18 protein-coding genes and 1 pseudogene are annotated in these 20,562 nt (G+C 42.6%); 18 read left to right on the forward strand and 1 reads right to left on the reverse strand.

All coding sequences use genetic code 11. The features are described from left to right. A pseudogene (locus tag AB4232_RS08350) lies at positions 1-118 on the reverse strand (DNA-binding response regulator); the annotation flags it as partial. Positions 119-396: 278 nt separating this feature from the next. Here AB4232_RS08350 and AB4232_RS08355 point away from each other — a divergent pair. The 18 genes from AB4232_RS08355 to AB4232_RS08440 all read left to right on the forward strand — a co-directional run bounded on the left by AB4232_RS08355 (position 397) and on the right by AB4232_RS08440 (position 20,554). Then, positions 397-954 carry a single-stranded DNA-binding protein gene (locus tag AB4232_RS08355; RefSeq protein ID WP_009847868.1) on the forward strand — a complete coding sequence of 186 codons (558 nt, stop codon included), beginning with the start codon at positions 397-399 and terminating at the stop codon, positions 952-954. A gap of 161 nt (positions 955-1,115) precedes the next feature. Continuing rightward, on the forward strand, positions 1,116-3,131 hold the full coding sequence (gene csrD / locus AB4232_RS08360) for an RNase E specificity factor CsrD (protein ID WP_372086917.1): 2,016 nt from the start codon (positions 1,116-1,118) through the stop codon (positions 3,129-3,131). 2 nt (positions 3,132-3,133) lie between these two features. Then, the gene (locus AB4232_RS08365) at positions 3,134-4,576 is read left to right on the forward strand and encodes an MSHA biogenesis protein MshI (RefSeq protein WP_372086918.1); all 1,443 of its coding nucleotides are present in this window, start codon (positions 3,134-3,136) and stop codon (positions 4,574-4,576) included. Further along, positions 4,576-5,223, forward strand: coding sequence for a type 4a pilus biogenesis protein PilO (gene pilO / locus AB4232_RS08370; RefSeq protein WP_372086919.1), 648 nt, complete (start codon positions 4,576-4,578; stop codon positions 5,221-5,223). Before AB4232_RS08365 ends, pilO begins: the two co-directional genes overlap by 1 nt. After that, positions 5,216-5,548 carry a hypothetical protein gene (locus tag AB4232_RS08375; protein WP_012603133.1) on the forward strand — a complete coding sequence of 111 codons (333 nt, stop codon included), beginning with the start codon at positions 5,216-5,218 and terminating at the stop codon, positions 5,546-5,548. The genes pilO and AB4232_RS08375 overlap by 8 nt, the downstream gene beginning before the upstream one ends. A 15-nt stretch (positions 5,549-5,563) precedes the next feature. Next, positions 5,564-7,240, forward strand: coding sequence for a pilus (MSHA type) biogenesis protein MshL (mshL, locus tag AB4232_RS08380; RefSeq protein ID WP_372086920.1), 1,677 nt, complete (start codon positions 5,564-5,566; stop codon positions 7,238-7,240). Between the two features lie 56 nt (positions 7,241-7,296). Further along, positions 7,297-8,136: an ExeA family protein gene (locus AB4232_RS08385; RefSeq protein WP_009847862.1), complete on the forward strand. Its 840-nt coding sequence runs from the start codon at positions 7,297-7,299 to the stop codon at positions 8,134-8,136. A 2-nt stretch (positions 8,137-8,138) separates the two neighbouring features. Then, on the forward strand, positions 8,139-9,314 hold the full coding sequence (locus AB4232_RS08390; protein ID WP_372047223.1) for a tetratricopeptide repeat protein: 1,176 nt from the start codon (positions 8,139-8,141) through the stop codon (positions 9,312-9,314). Continuing rightward, positions 9,304-11,028: a GspE/PulE family protein gene (locus AB4232_RS08395; protein ID WP_372086921.1), complete on the forward strand. Its 1,725-nt coding sequence runs from the start codon at positions 9,304-9,306 to the stop codon at positions 11,026-11,028. Before AB4232_RS08390 ends, AB4232_RS08395 begins: the two co-directional genes overlap by 11 nt. A gap of 12 nt (positions 11,029-11,040) precedes the next feature. Then, on the forward strand, positions 11,041-12,264 hold the full coding sequence (locus AB4232_RS08400) for a type II secretion system F family protein (RefSeq protein WP_372086922.1): 1,224 nt from the start codon (positions 11,041-11,043) through the stop codon (positions 12,262-12,264). A gap of 3 nt (positions 12,265-12,267) precedes the next feature. After that, positions 12,268-12,723 (forward strand): hypothetical protein, encoded by a 456-nt coding sequence (locus AB4232_RS08405; RefSeq protein WP_017101377.1) that lies wholly within the window; start codon positions 12,268-12,270, stop codon positions 12,721-12,723. Positions 12,724-12,802: 79 nt separating this feature from the next. Beyond that, positions 12,803-13,378, forward strand: coding sequence for a prepilin-type N-terminal cleavage/methylation domain-containing protein (locus tag AB4232_RS08410; protein ID WP_269335426.1), 576 nt, complete (start codon positions 12,803-12,805; stop codon positions 13,376-13,378). A gap of 34 nt (positions 13,379-13,412) precedes the next feature. After that, the gene (locus AB4232_RS08415; RefSeq protein WP_009847856.1) at positions 13,413-13,967 is read left to right on the forward strand and encodes a type II secretion system protein; all 555 of its coding nucleotides are present in this window, start codon (positions 13,413-13,415) and stop codon (positions 13,965-13,967) included. Between the two features lie 139 nt (positions 13,968-14,106). Beyond that, a complete protein-coding gene (locus AB4232_RS08420) occupies positions 14,107-14,658 on the forward strand; it encodes a prepilin-type N-terminal cleavage/methylation domain-containing protein (protein WP_135444516.1) in 552 nt (183 codons plus the stop codon). Then, positions 14,649-15,200 (forward strand): prepilin-type N-terminal cleavage/methylation domain-containing protein, encoded by a 552-nt coding sequence (locus AB4232_RS08425; RefSeq protein WP_102250492.1) that lies wholly within the window; start codon positions 14,649-14,651, stop codon positions 15,198-15,200. The genes AB4232_RS08420 and AB4232_RS08425 overlap by 10 nt, the downstream gene beginning before the upstream one ends. Next, the gene (locus AB4232_RS08430; RefSeq protein ID WP_372086923.1) at positions 15,200-15,922 is read left to right on the forward strand and encodes a PilW family protein; all 723 of its coding nucleotides are present in this window, start codon (positions 15,200-15,202) and stop codon (positions 15,920-15,922) included. Before AB4232_RS08425 ends, AB4232_RS08430 begins: the two co-directional genes overlap by 1 nt. Further along, positions 15,912-16,340 (forward strand): hypothetical protein, encoded by a 429-nt coding sequence (locus tag AB4232_RS08435; RefSeq protein ID WP_009847852.1) that lies wholly within the window; start codon positions 15,912-15,914, stop codon positions 16,338-16,340. The genes AB4232_RS08430 and AB4232_RS08435 overlap by 11 nt, the downstream gene beginning before the upstream one ends. Then, positions 16,340-20,554, forward strand: a complete 4,215-nt coding sequence (locus tag AB4232_RS08440; protein ID WP_372086924.1) for a DUF6701 domain-containing protein — start codon at positions 16,340-16,342, stop codon at positions 20,552-20,554. The genes AB4232_RS08435 and AB4232_RS08440 overlap by 1 nt, the downstream gene beginning before the upstream one ends. Positions 20,555-20,562 lie beyond the last annotated feature (8 nt).

The raw sequence follows: 20,562 nt of genomic DNA on the forward strand, positions 1-20,562 counted from the left end.
GTGTCATTTTGTAGAGAATAATGGATAAGTGTTTTTCGATTTCTTTTACGTGTAGGTAAGTGTCACTCGGATCGATGCACAGAAAGTGTAAAGTGCGAGCGTATCGAGATTTTCTCATTGAAACGTCCTGTTTATATTTAATGAGATTTCACGTTGTCATGCACATTTTTACTTCTCTAGCACCTTTTATGTGACTTGCGTTGAATATCAACTCTCAAAGTAAATGAGTGGTTTGTAAGTGGAGGAAAAAGCAACATCGCTCTGAATATCATGATTTGTTACGTTTTTAATCTTTGTCGTGAGGAGAGAATAGGAATGCGATTTATCACTGCAGAAAAGCATGCTATTCTTGTGCGCTAAAATTTTCTGAGACTATGAATTTAGACGGAGCAAATCATGGCTAGCCGTGGAGTTAACAAAGTTATATTAGTGGGTAACCTAGGTAATGACCCTGAAATTCGTTACATGCCAAATGGCGGTGCAGTAGCGAACATTACCATTGCAACGTCAGAGTCATGGCGTGACAAAGCAACTGGCGAACAGCGCGAAAAAACAGAATGGCACCGTGTTGCTCTGTTTGGCAAGCTGGCGGAAGTTGCTGGTGAGTACCTACGTAAAGGTTCCCAAGTTTACATTGAAGGTCAACTTCAAACGCGTAAATGGCAAGATCAAAGCGGTCAAGATCGCTACACAACAGAAGTCGTTGTTCAAGGCTTCAACGGTGTAATGCAAATGCTTGGCGGTCGTGCTCAAGGCGGTGCTCCTGCCCAAGGTGGTATGGGTAACAACCAACAGCAAGGTAGTTGGGGGCAACCACAGCAGCCACAACAACAGCAGCAACAATACAGTGCGCCAGCTCAACAGCAGCCGAAAGCACCTCAACAAGCTCCTCAGCAGGCTCAACCTCAATATAATGAGCCGCCGATGGATTTTGATGATGACATCCCATTTTAAGCACTGTTTTTAATATATTATAAAAGCAGTATTAAATTGGAAGAAGCCGCGTTCATCGCGGCTTTTTGTTACCTACAATTCTTAACGCTTTATTTACAACGTCAATTTATAGTATAAGTAGCAATACGGTATAATGTGAGTTGAAAAGGATTTCGTTATTCATGAGATATACCCCGACACTAAAATTGAGCACTCGATTGGTCGCATTTGTCACCGTGATAGTGATCAGTGCGATGTTCATCCTTTTTATTGGTGGCACACTCTCCTTTAAGCGTATAGGACAGGAATATTTAGATCATTATTTGGTTGGCATTGTTGACGTCGTAGATAAAGAGATGGAAGATCCAGATGCTGCGTATTCAATGCAACGTTGGATGCCGAAGATGTTGCAGGCAAGCAATATCGTTGAGATGAAGCTTTCAAACAAAACCGGTATCGTTTACCGATTTAAAGATACCTCCCCACAAATTGATCCAAACCGTCTCTATGAAAGAAGCTTCATTTTAGATCGAAATGAAGGCTATCAAATCGAATTTAAAGCACTCCCCCCTTATATTGGTTACAACTACTCGATTGAAGCTATGTGGTCGATTACTTTGGCGGTGGCATTGATCCTTTTTTGTTTGGCTCGTGGTGTTCGTTGGTTAAAAGAACAGTTAATGGGCTCAGAGATTTTGGAAGAGCGAGGGAGAATGATCCTTGCTGGGCAGGTAGAGGCTCATTCAAAAGGGGACGAGCGAGAATGGCCATATACGGCAAGTGAAGCGCTTGATGTACTGATTGAAGAGTTGAAAGATGCACGCCAAGAGCGAAGTCGCTTTGATACTTTTATCCGCACCCATACTTTTCTAGATAAGCTCACTGGTACAGCCAACCGAGTACTATTTGATAACAAACTTGAATCTGTACTGCATGAAAGTGGCGCTCGTGGAGGCGTTTTACTGATACGTATCGACGAGTGGGAACAAGTTCGAGATTCCAATGACAAGCAGCTCACCGACGGATTTATTATTGAAGTTGGTGAAGTATTGTCGAATATTGTTCAGCGTTATCCCGATGTCATTTTTTCTCGCTATTACGAAGCAGACTTTGCCGTGTTTATTCCGCATCAAGGAACAAAGGATATTGCGACGTTGGCTGCTCAATGTTTAAGGCAATTAGATAAATTGACTCCGCCGGAGCCTTTGGAGTCAGATAACTGGTGCCATATTGGCGTGACAATGTATGTCGAAGGTGAACGCCATAGCCAAATCATGGATGAAACGGAAACAGCGTTAAAGAGCGCTCAGTTAGAGCGCATTAATAACTGGAGCCGTTACCCAAAAGAAAATAAAAGTGAGATAGACAGAGGCAGTGTTCGCTGGAGAACATTACTTGATAAAGCCCTACTACCTGAAAATTTAGTAATCTTTGCTCAGCGGTGTTATCTTATGCCGGATTCCGGTCAAGTTAATGAATTGCATAAAGAAATATTTATTAGAATTCAAGATCCAGACAAAGGTCTATTGAAATCTTCTCGTTTTATGTCTGCGGTAGAACAAGTCGGTTATCAAGCTCAAATGGATCAATCGGTTTTGACGGTTTTGTTTAAGTCGCTGAAAGTATCAACACAGCCTGTCAATTATTCGGTGAACTTGAGTGTCACTCCGTTTGCAAATAAATCACATTTTAAATGGTTCAGAAGTGAGTTGTTACAGCTCTCTGCTCAGCATCGTTCTCAGCTTGCTTTTGAGTTTTCAGAAGGCCATCTAATTACTCACCTTGATTATATGCGACCAGTGGCGAAGATGTTACGAGGGTTAGGGTGTAAAGTGGTGGTTGGCCAAGCTGGGCGAACCATTGTTAGCACTCATTATATCAAGGATTTGAAGGTTGACTATATTAAGCTTCATCGAAGTTTGGTAAAGAAAATCGATCAAAGGCATGAAAACCAACTGTTTGTTCGAAGTCTGATTGGAGCATGCGGTGATTCTCCAACTGAAGTGATCGCGGTCGGAGTTGAGACAAAGCAAGAAAAGAATACCTTGATAGAGTTAGGCATTAACGGTTATCAAGGGAGATATTTCGACGAAGAACAACAAATAATTCCCTTGCCTACTCAAGGGGAAAAGACAGTGAAAGCTGAATCCGTTGTAAAAGTCGGTCGAAGAAATCGATGGCGTAAGAGTAATAGTTAAGCATGAATTTTAAAGCGATTTTAGACAACATAAAGCCAACGAATAATAACGGTAGTTCTCAAGTTGTCCTTTTGGGCAATGATACCGTTTATATTTCATCGGCTGAGTCAGAACCTCAAGTCACCAGTTTTCCTGTGGCTAACGGTGATTGGGAAAGTGCGCTGAAAAAATTGTTGAGCAGTGAGTCGCTTACTAGTGATAGCCTTCAGCTAATTGTTTGTGCGAACTACTACCAAACTTATCAAATTGATAAACCGGACATTCCACAGAGTGAATGGTCGGTGGCATTGCCTTTTCTATTGAAAGATCTGATCTCTGAAAGGGTGACTGAGATTACAGCGAGTGCGGTAGCACTACCGACCTCGAATAAGCTACAAGTGTATGTTTTGCCTAAAAAGCTATTGGACAAGCTTGTAAGCATTACTAATGCAGCACAAGTTGATCTTAAAGGTATTGCACCCGAAGATGAAGTCTGGGGCTACAGTGCTGGTGAGCTCTCTAATTTCATTCTTTTACAACGCAGCCCCAACTCACATTTTAAGCTTGGTGCATTTGTTGAAAACACGGTTTGCTTCCAAAGAACAATCCGCAGTGTTGTCCCCCCCTTAACTGGTACCGCATCAAGTGCATTACAGTTGGATGGTCTAGCTTTAGAACTCCAACGATCGATTGATTACCTTTCTTCTCAAATTAAAGGCACCCAACTTCATCAATTAAAAATATGCTGTGATGAGGAAGATGAAGCTGAATTGCAGAGTGTGTTAAATAGCACATTGAGTTCGACTGTTTCTTTGCTTGTTGAAGGTGAACGCGAAAATTCAGAGAAATGGTTAGTTACGCTCGCGGCTGAAAAGAATATTTTTAACGTTAATCTCTACCCTGAGCACCTTAAGCCTAAAAAAGAGTATTTCACTCTAGTGAATGTGGTTATGGTTTGGGGGCTTGTGTGTACCTTGTTGCTTGGCAGTTATTGTGTAATGCAGTATCAAGCATCGAGTTTGGATGAAGAGCTAGCAGCTTTACAATATGACTTGAATCAGCTTAATCAAGAAGTTAACCAATTAAATAGTAAGTTGGTTCAACATAAACCGTCTCCAGTGAAAGTAGCTGCGGTTGCTCGTCTCACTAGTGAGATACAAGCGAATAAAGAGGCTTTGAAGGCGGTCGGTCAATACGATGAATCCCAGCAAGTCGGGTATTCTGGTGTTATGAATTCCTTCGCTAAATTAGGCCGAAATGATATTTCGCTTTCGCATATCTACATGACTCACGAGACCTTAGAGCTTCGCGGTTTGGCTCGTGACGCTAATGTTGTTCCAAACTGGATTGGTCAGTTTAAAAATGAACTTAATTTAGTCGGGCGCACCTTTGAAAAGATAAAGATAGGTCGTAATGAGCAAGATGTGGTGACGTTTGAGTTAAGTACTCATAGGGAGGGTGAATAATGCAACTGTGGAACCAGCTTAGCGATAAGTTCCTTGCATTAAGCCTGAGAGAGAAATGGCTACTTTTCGTGTGTGGTCTAGTGGGCTTATCCATGCTTGTATTTACCTTATTGATTGAACCTGCATATCTTGATTTACAAGAAAAGAATGTGAAGTCGATGAGCCTTACGCAGTCAAATCAGAAACAACAAGGTGAATTACTTGTTCTACAAGCCAAGTTGAACAAAGACCCAGATAAAGAAATTGATCTTGAGTTAAAAAAACTATTGGTTGAGAGCCAAGAGCTATCATTTGAGCTCGCTGAAATCGTTGATAGGTTGGTTACGCCTTCTCAAATGGCGCAGTTATTAGAGAGCGTTCTTAATGCAGGTAATGGACTGAAGCTTGAGTCTTTAGAATCGTTACAACCAGAAGCTATTTCGGACAATCAAGAGAACAGTGACAATTCAAAGTACTTTCTCCATCCTGTTAGAATGGAGTTGACGGGTGGCTACTTCGATATTTCAATTTATCTTCAAGCACTTGAGTCACTTCCTGTGAGCTATTATTGGCGCACGTTTGAGTATTCAGTAGAAGAATATCCCAAAGCTCGACTTGTGTTCGAGGTTTACACCCTAGGTACCAGACAGGAGTTTATCGGTGGTTAGAACTCTAGTGTTATCTTTGCTGTTTGGTAGTTCAGTGGTATGGGCAGAACAAGACCCAACTGCGCCATTAGGTTGGCTTTCGCCCCTGCAGAAATCAGCATCAGCTAAAAAGGCGCCAGTTCAATATCGTTTACCGTCTCTAGAGAGCATTGTTTGCAAGGGCGATACACCTTGTTATGCGATTATGAATGGTCAGATTCTCGAACAAGGAGAAACGATCAGAGGGTACCGAGTTAAGAACATTGATCCAGAGTACGTCACTCTGCAGAGAAGCTCTAAGCAGTGGAAATTAGAGATGTTCTCTTTAGATGTTAAGAATAATTAAGGTTAGAGTGAAGACATGCGTAAACTTGTAGTAGCAATTCTAGTGTCATCTTTAGTCGGCTGTTCGATGGGGCATAGAGACCCTGTTGAGATAAAAGAGTCTTTAAACGAATCTATTAATGAAGCGAATAGCAAAGCACTTCATAACTTACCTTCGTCGGTACAAGATGACCTTATGCCTCAGCTAAGTTCGGACTCTATGTCTCCGAATGTGGAAACCGTCAAGCGCTTTCGTATTCAAGCAAAAGGCGTTGAAGCGAGAACCTTTTTTGCAAGCCTAGTGAAAGGTACAGAGTACAGTGCCGCGATTCATCCAAGCGTTGCTGGAAAACTTACTCTAAATCTAACAGACGTGACCTTAGATGAAGTTCTGGCTGTTGCTCAGGATATGTATGGTTACGATATTGAAAAACGTGGCAAAGTGATTCAAATTTATCCGGCCGGTTTGCGCACAGTCACGATTCCAGTGGATTACTTGCAAGTAAAGCGTTCTGGTCGTTCTTTAACGACGATTACTACTGGAACAATTTCCACTTCAGACTCTAACTCGAACTCATCTAACTCGAATTCTAATTCGTCTAGCTCGAATTCAAACCCATCAAACTCGAACTCCAATTCGTCTAGCTCCACATCTAACGGTGGTACGGAGATTGAAACGATATCTGAAAGTGATTTTTGGCCGCAGCTTGAAGCGGCAGTCGCTCACTTAATTGGTTCTGGTGATGGGCAAAGCGTTGTGGTTACGCCACAAGCGAGTGTGATTACGGTACGTGCTTACCCCGATGAAATCCGAGAGGTTCGTGAGTTCCTTGGTATTTCTCAGAAACGTCTGCAGCGCCAAGTTATCTTGGAAGCCAAAATCATGGAAGTGACACTTAGTGACGGCTATCAACAAGGCATTAACTGGACCAAGATGTTTTCGTCGAACGGTACTAACTACACGCTAGGTATGGGTTCTATCGTTAAAAATGCAGCTGGTACGATCATCCCAGGCAAACTACCAGGCATGGACCCAATCGGTACCGCTTTAGGTGGTCAATCTAACCTCGTTGTTTCTGGTGGTAGCTTTGAAGCTGTATTGAGTTTTATGGATACACAGGGTGACTTGAATGTGTTATCTAGCCCAAGAGTGACAGCAGCTAATAACCAGAAAGCGGTTATAAAAGTGGGTATAGATAAATATTTCGTGACGAATTTATCAAGTTCGGTCGGTAGTGGTGATAACGCGAATGTTGCCCCTGAAGTTGAGCTAACCCCGTTCTTCTCCGGTATTTCTTTGGATGTGACGCCGCAGATCGATGATAAAGGAAATGTGTTCCTGCATGTTCACCCCGCAGTGATTGAGGTGGAAGAGGAAGTGAAAGAGCTTAATCTTGGCTCAACAACTGGTGTTGTGACGCTGCCGTTGGCTAAAAGCTCTATTCGTGAATCTGACTCCGTGATTCGAGCGCAAGATGGTGATGTGGTTGTTATTGGCGGATTGATGAAATCAAACACCAGTGACATGACTTCAAAAGTTCCATTTCTTGGTGATATCCCGGCACTCGGTCATTTGTTCCGTAATACCAGTCAACTAACTCAAAAAACTGAACTTGTTATTCTATTAAAGCCAACGGTTGTAGGTGTAAATACTTGGCAATCAGAAATGGAGCGTTCTCGAGATCTTTTACAAGAATGGTTCCCTGATGAATAGTAACCACTCACTTTATCAATGCAGATTGGTAGTGAATTACTAAGCTAGGTCGTCTTATGTATCAAGTTCATTTTGATTTTGAACAGTTACCATTTACCTTAACGCCGAATACCGATTTTTTTTATGGTTTAGCACCTCATTTTGAGGCAATTCAAACGGTCATTTCGGCGTTAGAAATGGGCGAGGGGGTAGTTAAGGTTACAGGGGAGGTCGGCACAGGCAAAACCATGGTGTGCCGAATGTTGGTCAATCATCTCAATGATTGTACTGCTTTAATCTACCTGCCTAACCCAGTGCTATCTGGGGCTGACTTACGACAAGCCGTGGCTAAAGAGCTTGGTTTGATTACCGATAATGAAGCCACCTTAGTGGATAACATTCAACATAAACTTATTGAATTGCATAACTCAGGCTTACGAGTGGTTGCGATTCTTGATGAGGCTCAGGCTTTGTCAGATGAAGCTCTAGAGACCTTAAGGTTGTTTGGTAACCTTGAAACTGAAGATAAAAAACTGCTGCAAATTGTTCTATTAGGGCAGCCGGAATTGGATGCTCGATTAGAGGCTTATCATCTAAGGCAATTTCGTCAAAGAATCACATTTAGTTCGACACTGAGGCCACTGACTCTCGATGAAACAGTGGCTTACATTGACAACCGGATCGCTAAATCTGGTGGCAAATATGCTCCCTTTAGCCTGAGCCATAAAAAAGCGATCTGGCGCTCTTCTTTGGGGATCCCAAGGTTGATTAACCAGTTGTGTCATAAAGCTTTGTTGCTTGCTTTTAGTGAAGATAAGAAAAATATAGAAAACCAACATCTCTTTGCTGCAATGCATGAAACATACGATGTGTGTAAACCTAAATTTAAAACGCCAATGCTGTGGGGTTGGAACTAATTATGAGCGTCATTAATAACGCCTTGTCTGAATTGGCAAAAAAAGAGTCAACAGCATCGATTGAAGCTGCGGTGGTACCTAAAGTAAAAACACGCTCTCCATTGGTTTGGGTGGTCGCAGGTTTTACTCTTAGCTTGGCCATGGGGGGCTGGGCTATATCACAAGGCCCTGCTGTCGATAACTCAATATCAACTCGAGATATACAAGTTTCCGTTATTGATACTTCAGAAGGCAATTCAGAGGGTAGTCCTGAAGCGGCCATTACTCAACCTGTGTCCTCGCCGACTAAGAAGTTAGTGACGCTAGATTCAGCGAACATTTCGGCTCACAACACGGTAATACTAAAAAGTACTCAATCTAAATCGGATTCAGTCATTGCTGCATCAACTCAGTCAGTTACAAAGCCTAAAGTAAACCCTGAATCTCAAGCTATACCTAAATCTCAAAGCACACCTAAAGCAAAAGTAGCAAAGCCAATGCTTGTTGCTAGCGTGGCTAAAAAAGATCCCACACCAGTATCAAATCAACCTGAAACGTCTGGCGATTTAGAAAGTAATGGAATGTTGATTGAGCAGGTAGAATTAACGCCTGAACAACTTTCTATTAATGCTCAAGGCCGAGCTCAGAAAGCTCTTGATGCCAATGACCTTTCTGGTGCGTTGAAAGGTTATAACGAAGCGCTTCGTTATGATCCAAGAAATGAAGATGTCCGTCAGAAACTAGCAATTCTCTATTTTGGTAAAGGTGATACTCGCAAAGCGTATGAGTTATTTCAGTCGGGTATCAAACTCAATATCAACAGTGAAAAACTGCGCCTAGGTTTATCGAAGCTACTTGTGAAAGCCAATCAAGCGGAAGCTGCTTTGAGCCCATTAATACACTTACCACCTAGTCCAACTCAAGACTACTTAGCAATGCGCGCTGCATTAAGTCAAAAGTCTCAGCAAGAAGATATTGCGCTAGAGAGCTACCAAAAATTGACTGAGGTCGATTCAGATAATGCTCGCTGGTGGTTAGGTTTAGCGATTCAACAAGAGCGTCAACTCGATTTCACGGCTGCAAAGCAATCATACCAAGGAGCGTTGGTTAGAGTTGGGATCTCATCTCAGTCGCAAGGCTTTGTACGTGATCGTTTAAAAATACTCAATGCTTTAGAGGAGAGTGGCGATGCAAATTAGATTAAGAAAAAGGCTCGGTGATTTGCTCGTAGAAGAGGGCATCATTACTGAAGATCAAGTTGAACAAGCTCTGGCCGCTCAAAAAAGGACAGGCCGCAAGCTTGGTGATGCACTGATCGAGCTTGGCTTTTTATCAGAGCAGCAAATGCTCAGTTTCTTGTCGCAACAGCTTGCTATTCCTCTTATTGATATTAGCCGAGCTAATGTTGACGTCGAAGCTGTGCAGCTTTTACCTGAGGTTCATGCTCGCCGCCTTCGTGCTTTGGTCATTGGGCGTCAAGGTGACACATTACGTGTTGCAATGAGTGATCCTGCCGATCTGTTTGCCCAAGAATCTTTGCTGAGTCAACTAGGCGACTACGCACTCGAATTTGTCGTCGCACAAGAGAGACAATTAGTTGATGGTTTCGACCGTTATTACCGAAGAACCAAAGAGATTGCCTCATTTGCTGAGCAGCTTCATGCTGAGCATAAAGTTAATGAAGCCTTTGACTTTGATATCGCTGAAGAAGACAGCGACGAAGTTACGGTCGTTAAGCTAGTAAACTCGCTGTTTGAAGATGCTATTCAAGTTGGTGCGTCTGATATTCATATTGAACCAGATTCAAACGTATTACGTTTACGTCAGCGTATTGATGGTGTCCTGCATGAAACGTTGTTGAATGAAGTGAATATTGCTTCTGCACTGGTTTTGCGTTTGAAGCTGATGGCTAACCTCGACATTTCAGAGAAACGACTGCCTCAAGATGGTCGCTTTAATATTCGCGTTAAAGGTCAATCGGTCGATATTCGTATGTCGACTATGCCAGTACAGCACGGTGAGTCAGTGGTTATGCGTTTGCTTAATCAATCTGCTGGCCTACGTAAATTGGAGTTGTCAGGCATTCCGAGTGATTTGCTCGTTCGTCTTCGTCATCAATTACGCCGCCCACATGGCATGATCCTCGTTACCGGGCCTACGGGCTCAGGTAAAACAACCACTCTATACGGTGCGTTAAGTGAATTAAACGAACCGGGTAAAAAGATCATTACCGCTGAAGACCCTGTAGAATACCGTCTTCCTCGTGTGAATCAGGTTCAGGTAAACCCTAAGATTAACCTCAATTTCTCAACGATTTTGAGAACATTCCTACGTCAGGACCCGGATATCATTCTTATTGGTGAGATGCGAGATCATGAAACCGTTGAAATTGGTTTGAGAGCGGCACTTACCGGTCACTTAGTGTTAAGTACTCTGCATACCAACGATGCAGTAGACAGTGCATTGCGTATGATGGACATGGGGGCTCCGGGTTATCTGGTAGCAAGTGCTGTTCGAGCCGTGGTCGCACAGCGGTTAGTTCGTAAGGTATGTACTGATTGCAAGGTTGATGATGAGCTGGATGAAGCGCGTAAGCAATGGTTGAGTGTTCGTTTCCCAAACCAGTTAGGTACGCCATTTATAAAAGGGCGTGGTTGTCAAAATTGTAATTTGACAGGCTACAGTGGTCGTGTTGGTGTGTTTGAAATGTTGGAGCTCGATCAGCCTATGATGGATGCGCTTAGAGCCAATGATGCCGTTGGTTTTGCTCAAACGGCAAGGCAGTCTGAAAACTACAAACCGCTGTTAGCTTCTGCGATGGAATTGGCCATGCAGGGTGTTGTGAGCTTCGATGAGGTAATGAACCTTGGCGAAGGCGATGCTTCTGGTGCCACTGATCCAATTTATCTGTAGGGGTAGAGTGAAATGCCAACTTATCGTTATGTAGGTCGCAGTTCTGATGGCAGTCAAGTGACAGGCCAGTTGGATGCAAGTAACGAAGATCTTGCTGCTGACAGTTTAATGAGTAAAGGGATCATTCCAACTTCGATTAAACTTGGAAAAAGTGGCGGTTCAATCCTGGATATGGATGTATCCAGTCTGTTCTCCCCGAATGTGCCTTTAGAGGTGTTGGTTCTGTTTTGCCGACAGTTGTATAGTTTAACTAAGGCGGGCGTTCCGCTATTAAGATCGATGAAAGGGTTAACTCAACATTGTGAAAATAAGCAACTGAAAGTAGCACTTGAAGAAGTGGTCGCTGAACTTACAAATGGTCGTGGATTAGCGGCATCGATGCAAATGCACCCTAAGGTATTTAGTTCATTGTTTGTATCGATGATCAGTGTTGGTGAGAATACAGGTCGTTTAGATCAGGCATTGTTACAACTGGCTGGATACTACGAACAAGAGGTTGAAACTCGAAAGCGAATCAAAACGGCAATGCGTTACCCAACGTTCGTGATTACTTTTATTACAATCGCTATGTTTGTCTTGAATATATTCGTGATTCCTCAGTTTTCGAGTATGTTCGCGCGTTTTGGGGTCGACTTACCACTTCCAACTCGTATTTTAATGGGGATGTCTGAGTTCTTTGTTAATTACTGGGGGGTAATGCTTGGATTAATCTTTGGTCTTGTTTTTGCTTTTAAAGCATGGGTTAAGACAGATAAAGGGTGGGAAAAGTGGGATCGGCTGCGCTTAAAAATGCCAGTGATTGGTGGGGTGGTCAATCGAGCTCTATTGTCGCGCTTCTCACGTACTTTTGCTTTGATGCTAAAAGCAGGTGTACCGCTTAACCAATCGTTATCGCTATCGGCTGAAGCTTTGGACAATCGTTTTTTAGAACTTCGTGTTCAAGGTATGAAATCGGCAATAGAAGCGGGAAGTACCGTTTCTTCTACCGCGATTAACAGCGAGATTTTCACACCACTCGTGATACAAATGATTTCTGTGGGTGAAGAAACGGGTCGTATTGATGAGTTGCTGCTTGAAGTTGCGGATTTTTACGACCGAGAGGTTGATTACGATCTAAAAACGTTAACCGCTAGAATTGAACCTATTCTGTTGACGATCGTTGCGGGAATGGTGCTGGTTTTAGCTCTGGGTATTTTCTTGCCAATGTGGGGAATGCTGGATGCAATCAAAGGTTAGGGGATGCTGAATAACCTACAGCGCTCACGTTTTGTTATTTGGGTTGCGGTTATTCTTTTTCTCGTTATGGGATTGCTTTCTGTATGGAAAACAGTAGAAGAAGAAGCAACGAACACGGCATTAATCGTTGCGAGCAAGCGAATTCTTGAGCAAGCGAATTTGTTCAAACAGCAGTATTTGTTATCTGGTGTGGAGCAAAAGAATGATGCGAAACCGCCAAAGACTTACAGCAGAACGGGGTGGGTTATGCCAATTCAAGACTCGGCTCGAAATTGCGGTTATTGGTTGGAGCAATTATATCCTAAGGGGCGTATTTTAGGTCTCAGCTCTCCAAACATTGAAGACAAAAGTGATAACATTCATTTTCATTGCCGTTATCATTATAGTGATAAGTATCAGATAGATATATTACTCAAAAAAGAAAGATTTAGTGTCAAAGTCAATATATTGGCCTTGTGAACGTATTGGCGCTGTTTTTATGGTTTTATGCATGGTCAAATGTATAATGCGCATTAGCAATTAGATGAGTAGGTAGAAAGTGCTTAAAAATCAAAAGGGTTTCTCCCTAGTTGAGTTAGTCATAGTGATTGTTGTTGTGGGTTTATTAGCTGTTGCAGCTTTACCTCGTTTCTTGGATGTGACAGACGAAGCCAAGAAAGCCAGTATTGAAGGTGTCGCGGGTGGTTTTGCGACAGGCGTACTTTCAGCAAGAGCGCAATGGGAAGCAGAAGCTCGTCCATCAGAAAAAATTGGTGTTGAAACATACAATACTGTAAATTACGATGGTGTTGATTTTTGGCTAACCAGATCAACAAGTAGCAATGGAAGTACTAATTTTAGAGACGGCTACCCATGGTCTATAAACACAAATTCAGCTTCAGCTCCGTCTAATGATGTGACTGATGTTTCGTGTGTCGATTTAATGGAAAACCTTCTTCAGAACCCACCAAAAGTTGGAACATTAACCGATGTGGCTAATGGTTCGAATTACAAATATTCAGCGCAAGCGGATAATAGCAATGACTACTGCACTTACATTCAATTGGAAGGCGGTACTCAGCATCAATTCGTTTACGAGATTAGAACTGGTCGTGTGACCGTAACACTGCAGTAAACCTGCGTTTAAATATACATAGAGAGAAAAGACTATGAAAAAACAAAGCGGTTTCACCCTAATAGAACTAGTGGTGGTAATTGTTATTCTAGGTATTCTTGCAGTTACTGCAGCACCTCGTTTTCTTAACTTACAAGGTGATGCCCGTACATCATCTATGCAAGGCCTGCGTGGCGCAATGGCAGGTGCGACGGGTATCGTTTATGGCCGTGCAGCAGTAGATGGTCGTGAAGGTCAACCTAAAACAGCTCTGGCAACAACGCCACAAACAACAGATGGTGTGGCTATTAACTTTGGTTATCCAACTTCTGCTGATATCGCAGGTGTTCCGGCTGGTATTGAAACTGCTGTAGTTGGTTTACCTGGTACCGATTGGGTTGTAGTGAATGTGACGGAAACTGGCGTTGTTCCAGACGCTGTCGCTTATTCATTTGCGGGGACTGACCCAGTACAAGCGAACAATGGTTTTGTATACGATGCAACTACACCTGCGAATAACAATGGCTGTTTTGTCATTTATGTTGAAGCTGCCAATGCCACAACACCAGCATTTGTTGATGTTGTCACTACTGGTGCGGATGGCTGTTAATAGTATTATTAGAGGATATCAAGGCCAGCATTGCTGGTCTTTTTTCTATCTGAAATTCAGGTAAGCGACAAAGACAACTTCCTTTCCCTGAGTTACACTTAATCTTCAAACTATCAAATATTTAGCGGATTGGATTTCGGTGAATCAATTCAATAGAACATACAGAAACATCGGATTTCAGCAACAAGGTTTTACTTTAGTCGAGTTAATCATTGTGATCTTGTTGATCGCGATTGTCTCTGCCTACGCTGCTAGCCGTCTTTCTGGAAGGGATAGCTTTTCTGCCTTTGCAGCTCAAGAGCAAGTAACTTCTGTTGTCCGCCAAGTTCAAGTGAATCGTATGCAGTCCAATGTGGACCTTGGGGCCGTCGTTGGAGAGAGCAATTTTATTCTCGCTATCGTTGGGAATTGTATCGGCTCGGAAGTGAGCTGTACCGCGCGAAGCCAAGCGCGGAGTGATTGGGTTATGCTCAACGGAGTTAACTTAACGGCTGCATCTGATACCACTCCCGCTATTCCTCTATCTCTAGTTAACTTTGATTTATTAGGTAACCCTACAACAGGTGAAACACCTGCAGGCGTTGTCGTTAACGTTGCAGCTGGTGTGGTGATTACGATTACTTCAAATGTGAATACCTGCCGTGTGGAAATTAACGCGCAAGGTTATGTCGAAAATGGGGTGTGCTCATGAATAGTATTCATAAATCACCTGTAAAAGAACGTGGTTTTACATTAATTGAAAGTGTGATTGTGATTGTGGTTATGGGGCTCGCGATGATGACCATCATAAACTTTTTAGCGCCTCAGGTTAGTCGATCTGGTGATCCTCATTATCAGACTCGTTCAGCCGCGCTAGGGCAAAGCGTGATGTCGATGATTCTTGCTCGAGGGTTCGACGAGAATAGTGATTTTGATGGTGGGGAATTTAGATGCGGTGAGGGGGCGTCTGGTGTGAATTGCACTGCTGAGGCTAACTTTGGCCCAGAAGAGGCTGACATTGCTCTATACAATGATGTCGATGACTATGATGGGTGTTGGGAACCCGGTGCAACTAACGGGTGTCGAGACCTTAATCTATTACTGGATGAAAATGGCGCAACAACCTACAGAAACTACCGCCTAGATGTTGATGTGACGTACCAAATGGTCGATCAACTGAAAAGAATCAACCTAACGATCTCGGCCTCAAATTATCCTCCTATCGTGCTGGATGCCTATCGAGGGAATTACTAATGAGAAGGCAAGGTTTCACTCTTATTGAAATGATTATCACCATGATTGTTGGTAGCATTTTAGTTGTAGGCATTGCTGGGTTTGTTGAATTGGGTGCGCGTGGCTATGCGGACACCGTAGATAGGCAGCGTTTACAAACTCAAGCCAAGTTTGTCTTGGAAAAAATCACTCGTGAAGTGCGTCATGCTGTACCGAATATGTTCAATCAGAATGCTGTCGTCCCGGGAGCTCGCTGTGTTTCATTTTTCCCTATCGTTACCTCTGGGATTTATGCGGTGTCGGGCGATGATATTCAATTTGTTACGGCTGATAATACACTGACGACAGCTGCGCTAACCCCATTATCTTTAGTGATATACCCTACAGAGGCGGCGCCGACCAATAATATTTTCCCCTTAGCTACTGTAACTGCAACCAATAATACTTTCTTGCTTGCTAATGAGTCTGTAAACCTTGTGGGTAATTCGGTTTCAAATCGACATTATATTTACAATCCTAATGGCCGCGTCACCTATTGCATTGTGAATGGCCGAGTATGGAGAAGTGAAGGTAATGGCGCGCTAATCCCAATTTCGGATACGGGAGTGACTGGGGATTTAGACTATCAACCCGCAAATGTTCAGCGTAATGGTATCGTCCATCTTGAGTTTGAATTTAGAAACCAAGTCGGGGATGAACTGACCAATTTCCAGCAAGACATACAGGTGATCAATGTTCCTTAAAAAAAGACAAGTCGGAAGCCTGTATATTGTCGTTATTTTTGTATTGGTGGTGATGGGGTTTCTTGCTACAACCTTAAGCCGCATAGAGTGGTCCAATAATGACGCACATACAAAAGATGTGATTGGTACTCAAGCCCATCTTTTAGCTCATTCGGCAATAGAGCGAGCCTTAATGCAGATATATCCACCTAGAGCCAACACAACGGTTTCATTTGATGTGGCTGCAGAGTGTACAAACTTGAATGGAACAGCAATGAACTTCGCAACGACAATTACATGTGCAGATGTTCAAATAACGTGCTCACCAACAGGTGGTCAACTTGTCGATAGTTCTCAGTTATACACAGTAAGAGCAGTCGCAATGTGCGGAACGGGTGTGAATTTAATGCAGCGTAGTCAAGATGTTTGGGTGAGATAATGAGAGTACTATTTTTATCATTGTTTTTGTTGTTTTCTCTCGGCATATCATCGTTTTCGTATGCTTCCACTTGTCTAGCTAATGGCTCTTCTGTAGATGCTCGCAATGGCTTTTGTATCACTTTTTCTCTTGAGTCTGACGGGTCGAATCGAATTCGATTAGCGAATAGCCAATATTTCCCGTTATGGACAGATGATGATGATTTTGATGATTATTATCAGCAAATCTTTGACGAAGATTATGAAGATGATGACGTCCTTCGACAATTTCAGGTTAAGTTTGAGCGTACTTCTAATTATAACGCTAGATGGATAAGTGGAAAATTAACCTACTCAGTAGATGGTACTCAGAAAAAAGTTATTAATAACTTTGATTTATCTTATGCCACTGGCGCCGATAAATTCGACCCATTTGTTACCATTACACTGATTGGTGATAGTTTCACTAGTAGTTCCCAATACTGTATATCGGAAAAAGATTGCCAGCCCTTGGTACCACGTTCTAAACCGTTATTTGAATTTGGAGAGGTAGACGCTAGCTCTTGTAATGGGTATTCCTGTAGCTTTGATTTTGATGAAGATTTTAAAACGACGCCTGTCGTTATATTAATGTCTTCTTATAATCTAAATGATAATCCATCGGCAATGTTCGTCACATCTGTGACTAAAGATCGGGTCGAAGTGAAACAGCGCTTCCCTTTAAGCTCGGACCCTAACTTAATGGATCCGATCTATTATTTTGCCGCAGAGGTTGGGGACGTAATATTAGATGAATCTCAGCCAGGGAAAATAATACGTGTAAGTAAAGTTGAGCTGAATCACTTCCAAACGGCAGGAAATACAAATGGGGAGGGTTGGAAACGGGAAACTTACTCTCAACGTTTCTCTGCGGCTCCTATTGTCTTTTCTCAAGTTCAGCCCGATAGCGGTAAGGATTTTTGGGTAACTACTGCACATAAAAATGTTGGAACCTCGAATTTTCGGCTGGCCTTAGAATTTGGCCGGCAAAATGTACCTACTCCTACAAGCTATAGACGCAGAACTGTAGGGTATATGGCGGCACCTGAGTTTTCTGGGCAAACTTCAGATGGTATTCGTTTTGTTTTTAATAAACCCAGTAGTTCATACAATCAAAGCGCTTCATTAGCGCAGTCTTGTATTGATAATCAGGTGTTCCATGGCCAGTCGTTCCAAGACTTTGGTGTGATTATTCAAAAGCAAACTCGAAGTGGATCGGATGGAGGGTGGTTAAGGTTATGTGAACTATCGAATCCGGATTATTTTACATTTATGCTAGAAGAAGACGCTTCAAATCGCTCGCATCAGACATATGAAAGAGTTGGGTTCTTTGCATTTGAAGAAGTAAGGCCAAAACCCCCTATTCAAAAATGTGATTACTTTCCTGAAATGTTGCAATCAAACCGTTATTTGCCAGGTGCAAATCCCGGAGAATGGACTCCATGGGATGGACAACTGGATATATCTTCAGGAAGTGGTACTGGAAATAATATCTATCTCGATCAAATTTCCAAATCAGAAGCATTAGGTTTTACTTCTTCTAGAGTGTCTGGTCTTGGAGCTTGTGTTTATAAAGACGGGCAGAATAGTGGCGGAAGTTGTACGGTGAGTTCAGCTAAGAACTTATTTCCGTTAGGTGTTCCGGATACTACTGCTTTTAACCCTTCGGGCGGTGTGTTGATAGCGGCTGGCAATAATCAGACGACTGAGGCGACTCAATTTAATTATACTTCATTATCTTTTAGCGCAAATACGAGCACAGTTGTTTTTCCCGCTGGAGAGTATTGGATTGACACCATCAATTTTAATCATAACGATTCCTACATTAAGGTTAAAGGTGATGGTCCAGTTGTCATTCACTACAACCATATAAATTTGTCTCATAAAAGTCGTATATATATTAATGCAGGAATAGATGAGCAGAGTGATTCTAGCTATGATCACAATGACTTTACGCTTATTGGTCATGGCCGTTTTTCATCTTTTTGGCCTTTAGGTGGTTCTGATATCCGTTTGAATGCGAATGTGTATGTATCGCCAGAGGCTATCAGTGCTGGTTTCGATATTAATGGTGTCGCTCGTTTTCAAATGACCGGAGCAATTACCGCTCCTAGAGTTTCATTTAGGTCGTCAGATACTAGCTTCATAAGGGCTAAGTCAATAGCAGGGTGTTACACGCCTCCTAGCCCAACGATAAAATATATAGAGATCAAACCAAACAACTATCACTTAACTTGTGATGACAAGGCTGAGGTGTATGTCGTGCCTTATGATGAAAACAGTCAGCCAATGAGCGATGTCAATGGGGAGACGGTATCTATAAGTGCACCTGAGGTAACTTTTAGCGGTGGCTCTTTTGATAGCCAAAACAAGAGGTTTGTTTTTGATATTGATGGTCGAAGTGGTAATAAATACGGTGATGTGCTTGCGACTGCATCAGTTAATGGAACGACTATCCAAGACCAAAAAGACATTAGCTTTGTACCTTATCGGTTTGATATTAAGCCGAGTGCTAGTTCTACATGGAACAATCAGCCGCTAGAGGTCATTGCCGGAAAAGCAGAAGATATTGATGTTCGAGTCTTGGCTTGTAGTAATAATGCATCACCAACGCCGATTGTGATGAATTATGCGGAAAAGTTAGATGTGAACGATCTTGGATACGTGCTTCAAAAGCCCGGAAGTGGTGGCGGTAGCCTTGGCAGTGGCGATTTTAACTTCTCTAAAGGGGTGGTTGAGGATGTTGCTATTCAATTTGATAACTCAGGCGAGTTAGTTGTCACACTTGAAGATAAGAGCTTTAGGTGTTCAACTCAACCCCCGACAGTCGCGAACTGCCCTAGCGATGGCGGTACGTTGAAAGGTCAAATTACCTTGAAGGCTCGCCCTTGGAAAATAGCAATATGTAATGTTCGTTCAGGATCTTTGTTTAACCCTGCTGGTGGGGAAACAGGAGGTGGCTTTATATCAGCAGGAACAGATTTCATTGTTGACTATAAACCAATCATTCATCCAGATTCAGCATTAGGCATCACTGATGAGTGTGCCTACCCAGTGACAAGTAATTATTCACTTGATAGTGGTCCCTTAGATTTAGATTTTAAGGTGGTTTACCCAGCTCCATCATTAAACCCCCAACCAGGGGCTGTGACTCCTAATGTGATTCCTTCATTTAGTACCAACCAAGTACTGAATACTCTCGTTCATACTTGGAGCGAAGTTGGCGCTATCGAGTTTATTAGTAGTGCTATTTATCTTGGTCGTGATATACAAAAAGATCACCAAGTCATTGGCCGCTTTTATCCTGATTACTTTAATACGTTGAATAATGTGTGGGGAAACCCTGCAGGGCAAGCTTTTGCTTACATGAATCAAGAGTTTGATAATGTCTCCGTTGACGTTGAGGCTTACAGTGCGTTGGGGAACGAAACTCAGAATTACGGAAGTTTTAACACTATTCAGCAAGCTTTTTTTGAGTTAGATGAAGGGCGTTTACTCAACGGTAATCGCTTGAATTTAACTTATCGAGGTAGTCGAGGGGCGATCAATAACAACGATATATCATGGCAGAAGCAGGCTGACTTTTCGCCTGATGGTCCTTTTAATTTTGATGGGGGGCCAATTCGAGATGTCTCTTTGAATATTTTTACAGCAACACTTTCAGATCCTGTGCAATTCAAAACACAACCAACCGATCCTTCAGGCATGACAACACAACGACTGCCTGATAGCCAACCCAATGTGGTTTTTGGTCGTGTGAATTTGAGTGATGTAGGTGGGGTTGAAGGTAGTTCGATTACCGTTCCTCTTCAAGTTCAGTATTGGACAAACGGTGCTTTTATTAACAATGTATTTGATAGTTTCACTGATATCGATGCTGAAATGGATGGAAACCCTACGGTTATATGGCCTGTTGGGGGAGCGACTACGGCGACATTAACGGGAGCTGCTGATGTGAATAATGGTGTGTCGAACAACTTTACAGCACAGCAAGCCCCTAATGCTGTAACTAGGGAGCAAGTGCAAATTTGGCAACAGCTTGACTCCATAAATAATAATATGCCTTGGCTAATGTTTGATTGGGACCAAGATGGTATTGATGAAGAAAACCCATCAACAGTAATCACCTTTGGTATCCATCGCGGGAACGATCGTGTGATCTACCGAGGTGAAAGTGGCTTAATAGGTCAGCAATAATATGATTT

The organism is Vibrio sp. 10N.286.46.A8 (genome assembly GCF_041470165.1).
In the GTDB taxonomy this organism is placed as follows: domain Bacteria; phylum Pseudomonadota; class Gammaproteobacteria; order Enterobacterales; family Vibrionaceae; genus Vibrio; species Vibrio tasmaniensis_A.

Excerpts from the sequence above, each read along its gene's own strand:
- AB4232_RS08355 (WP_009847868.1), top strand. The coding sequence starts at position 397 with ATGGCTAGCCGTGGAGTTAACAAAGTTATATTAGTGGGTAACCTAGGT.
- csrD (WP_372086917.1), top strand. The coding sequence starts at position 1,116 with ATGAGATATACCCCGACACTAAAATTGAGCACTCGATTGGTCGCATTT.
- AB4232_RS08365 (WP_372086918.1), top strand. The coding sequence starts at position 3,134 with ATGAATTTTAAAGCGATTTTAGACAACATAAAGCCAACGAATAATAAC.
- pilO (WP_372086919.1), top strand. The coding sequence starts at position 4,576 with ATGCAACTGTGGAACCAGCTTAGCGATAAGTTCCTTGCATTAAGCCTG.
- mshL (WP_372086920.1), top strand. The coding sequence starts at position 5,564 with ATGCGTAAACTTGTAGTAGCAATTCTAGTGTCATCTTTAGTCGGCTGT.
- AB4232_RS08385 (WP_009847862.1), top strand. The coding sequence starts at position 7,297 with ATGTATCAAGTTCATTTTGATTTTGAACAGTTACCATTTACCTTAACG.
- AB4232_RS08390 (WP_372047223.1), top strand. The coding sequence starts at position 8,139 with ATGAGCGTCATTAATAACGCCTTGTCTGAATTGGCAAAAAAAGAGTCA.
- AB4232_RS08395 (WP_372086921.1), top strand. The coding sequence starts at position 9,304 with ATGCAAATTAGATTAAGAAAAAGGCTCGGTGATTTGCTCGTAGAAGAG.
- AB4232_RS08400 (WP_372086922.1), top strand. The coding sequence starts at position 11,041 with ATGCCAACTTATCGTTATGTAGGTCGCAGTTCTGATGGCAGTCAAGTG.
- AB4232_RS08405 (WP_017101377.1), top strand. The coding sequence starts at position 12,268 with ATGCTGAATAACCTACAGCGCTCACGTTTTGTTATTTGGGTTGCGGTT.
- AB4232_RS08415 (WP_009847856.1), top strand. The coding sequence starts at position 13,413 with ATGAAAAAACAAAGCGGTTTCACCCTAATAGAACTAGTGGTGGTAATT.
- AB4232_RS08430 (WP_372086923.1), top strand. The coding sequence starts at position 15,200 with ATGAGAAGGCAAGGTTTCACTCTTATTGAAATGATTATCACCATGATT.
- AB4232_RS08435 (WP_009847852.1), top strand. The coding sequence starts at position 15,912 with ATGTTCCTTAAAAAAAGACAAGTCGGAAGCCTGTATATTGTCGTTATT.
- AB4232_RS08440 (WP_372086924.1), top strand. The coding sequence starts at position 16,340 with ATGAGAGTACTATTTTTATCATTGTTTTTGTTGTTTTCTCTCGGCATA.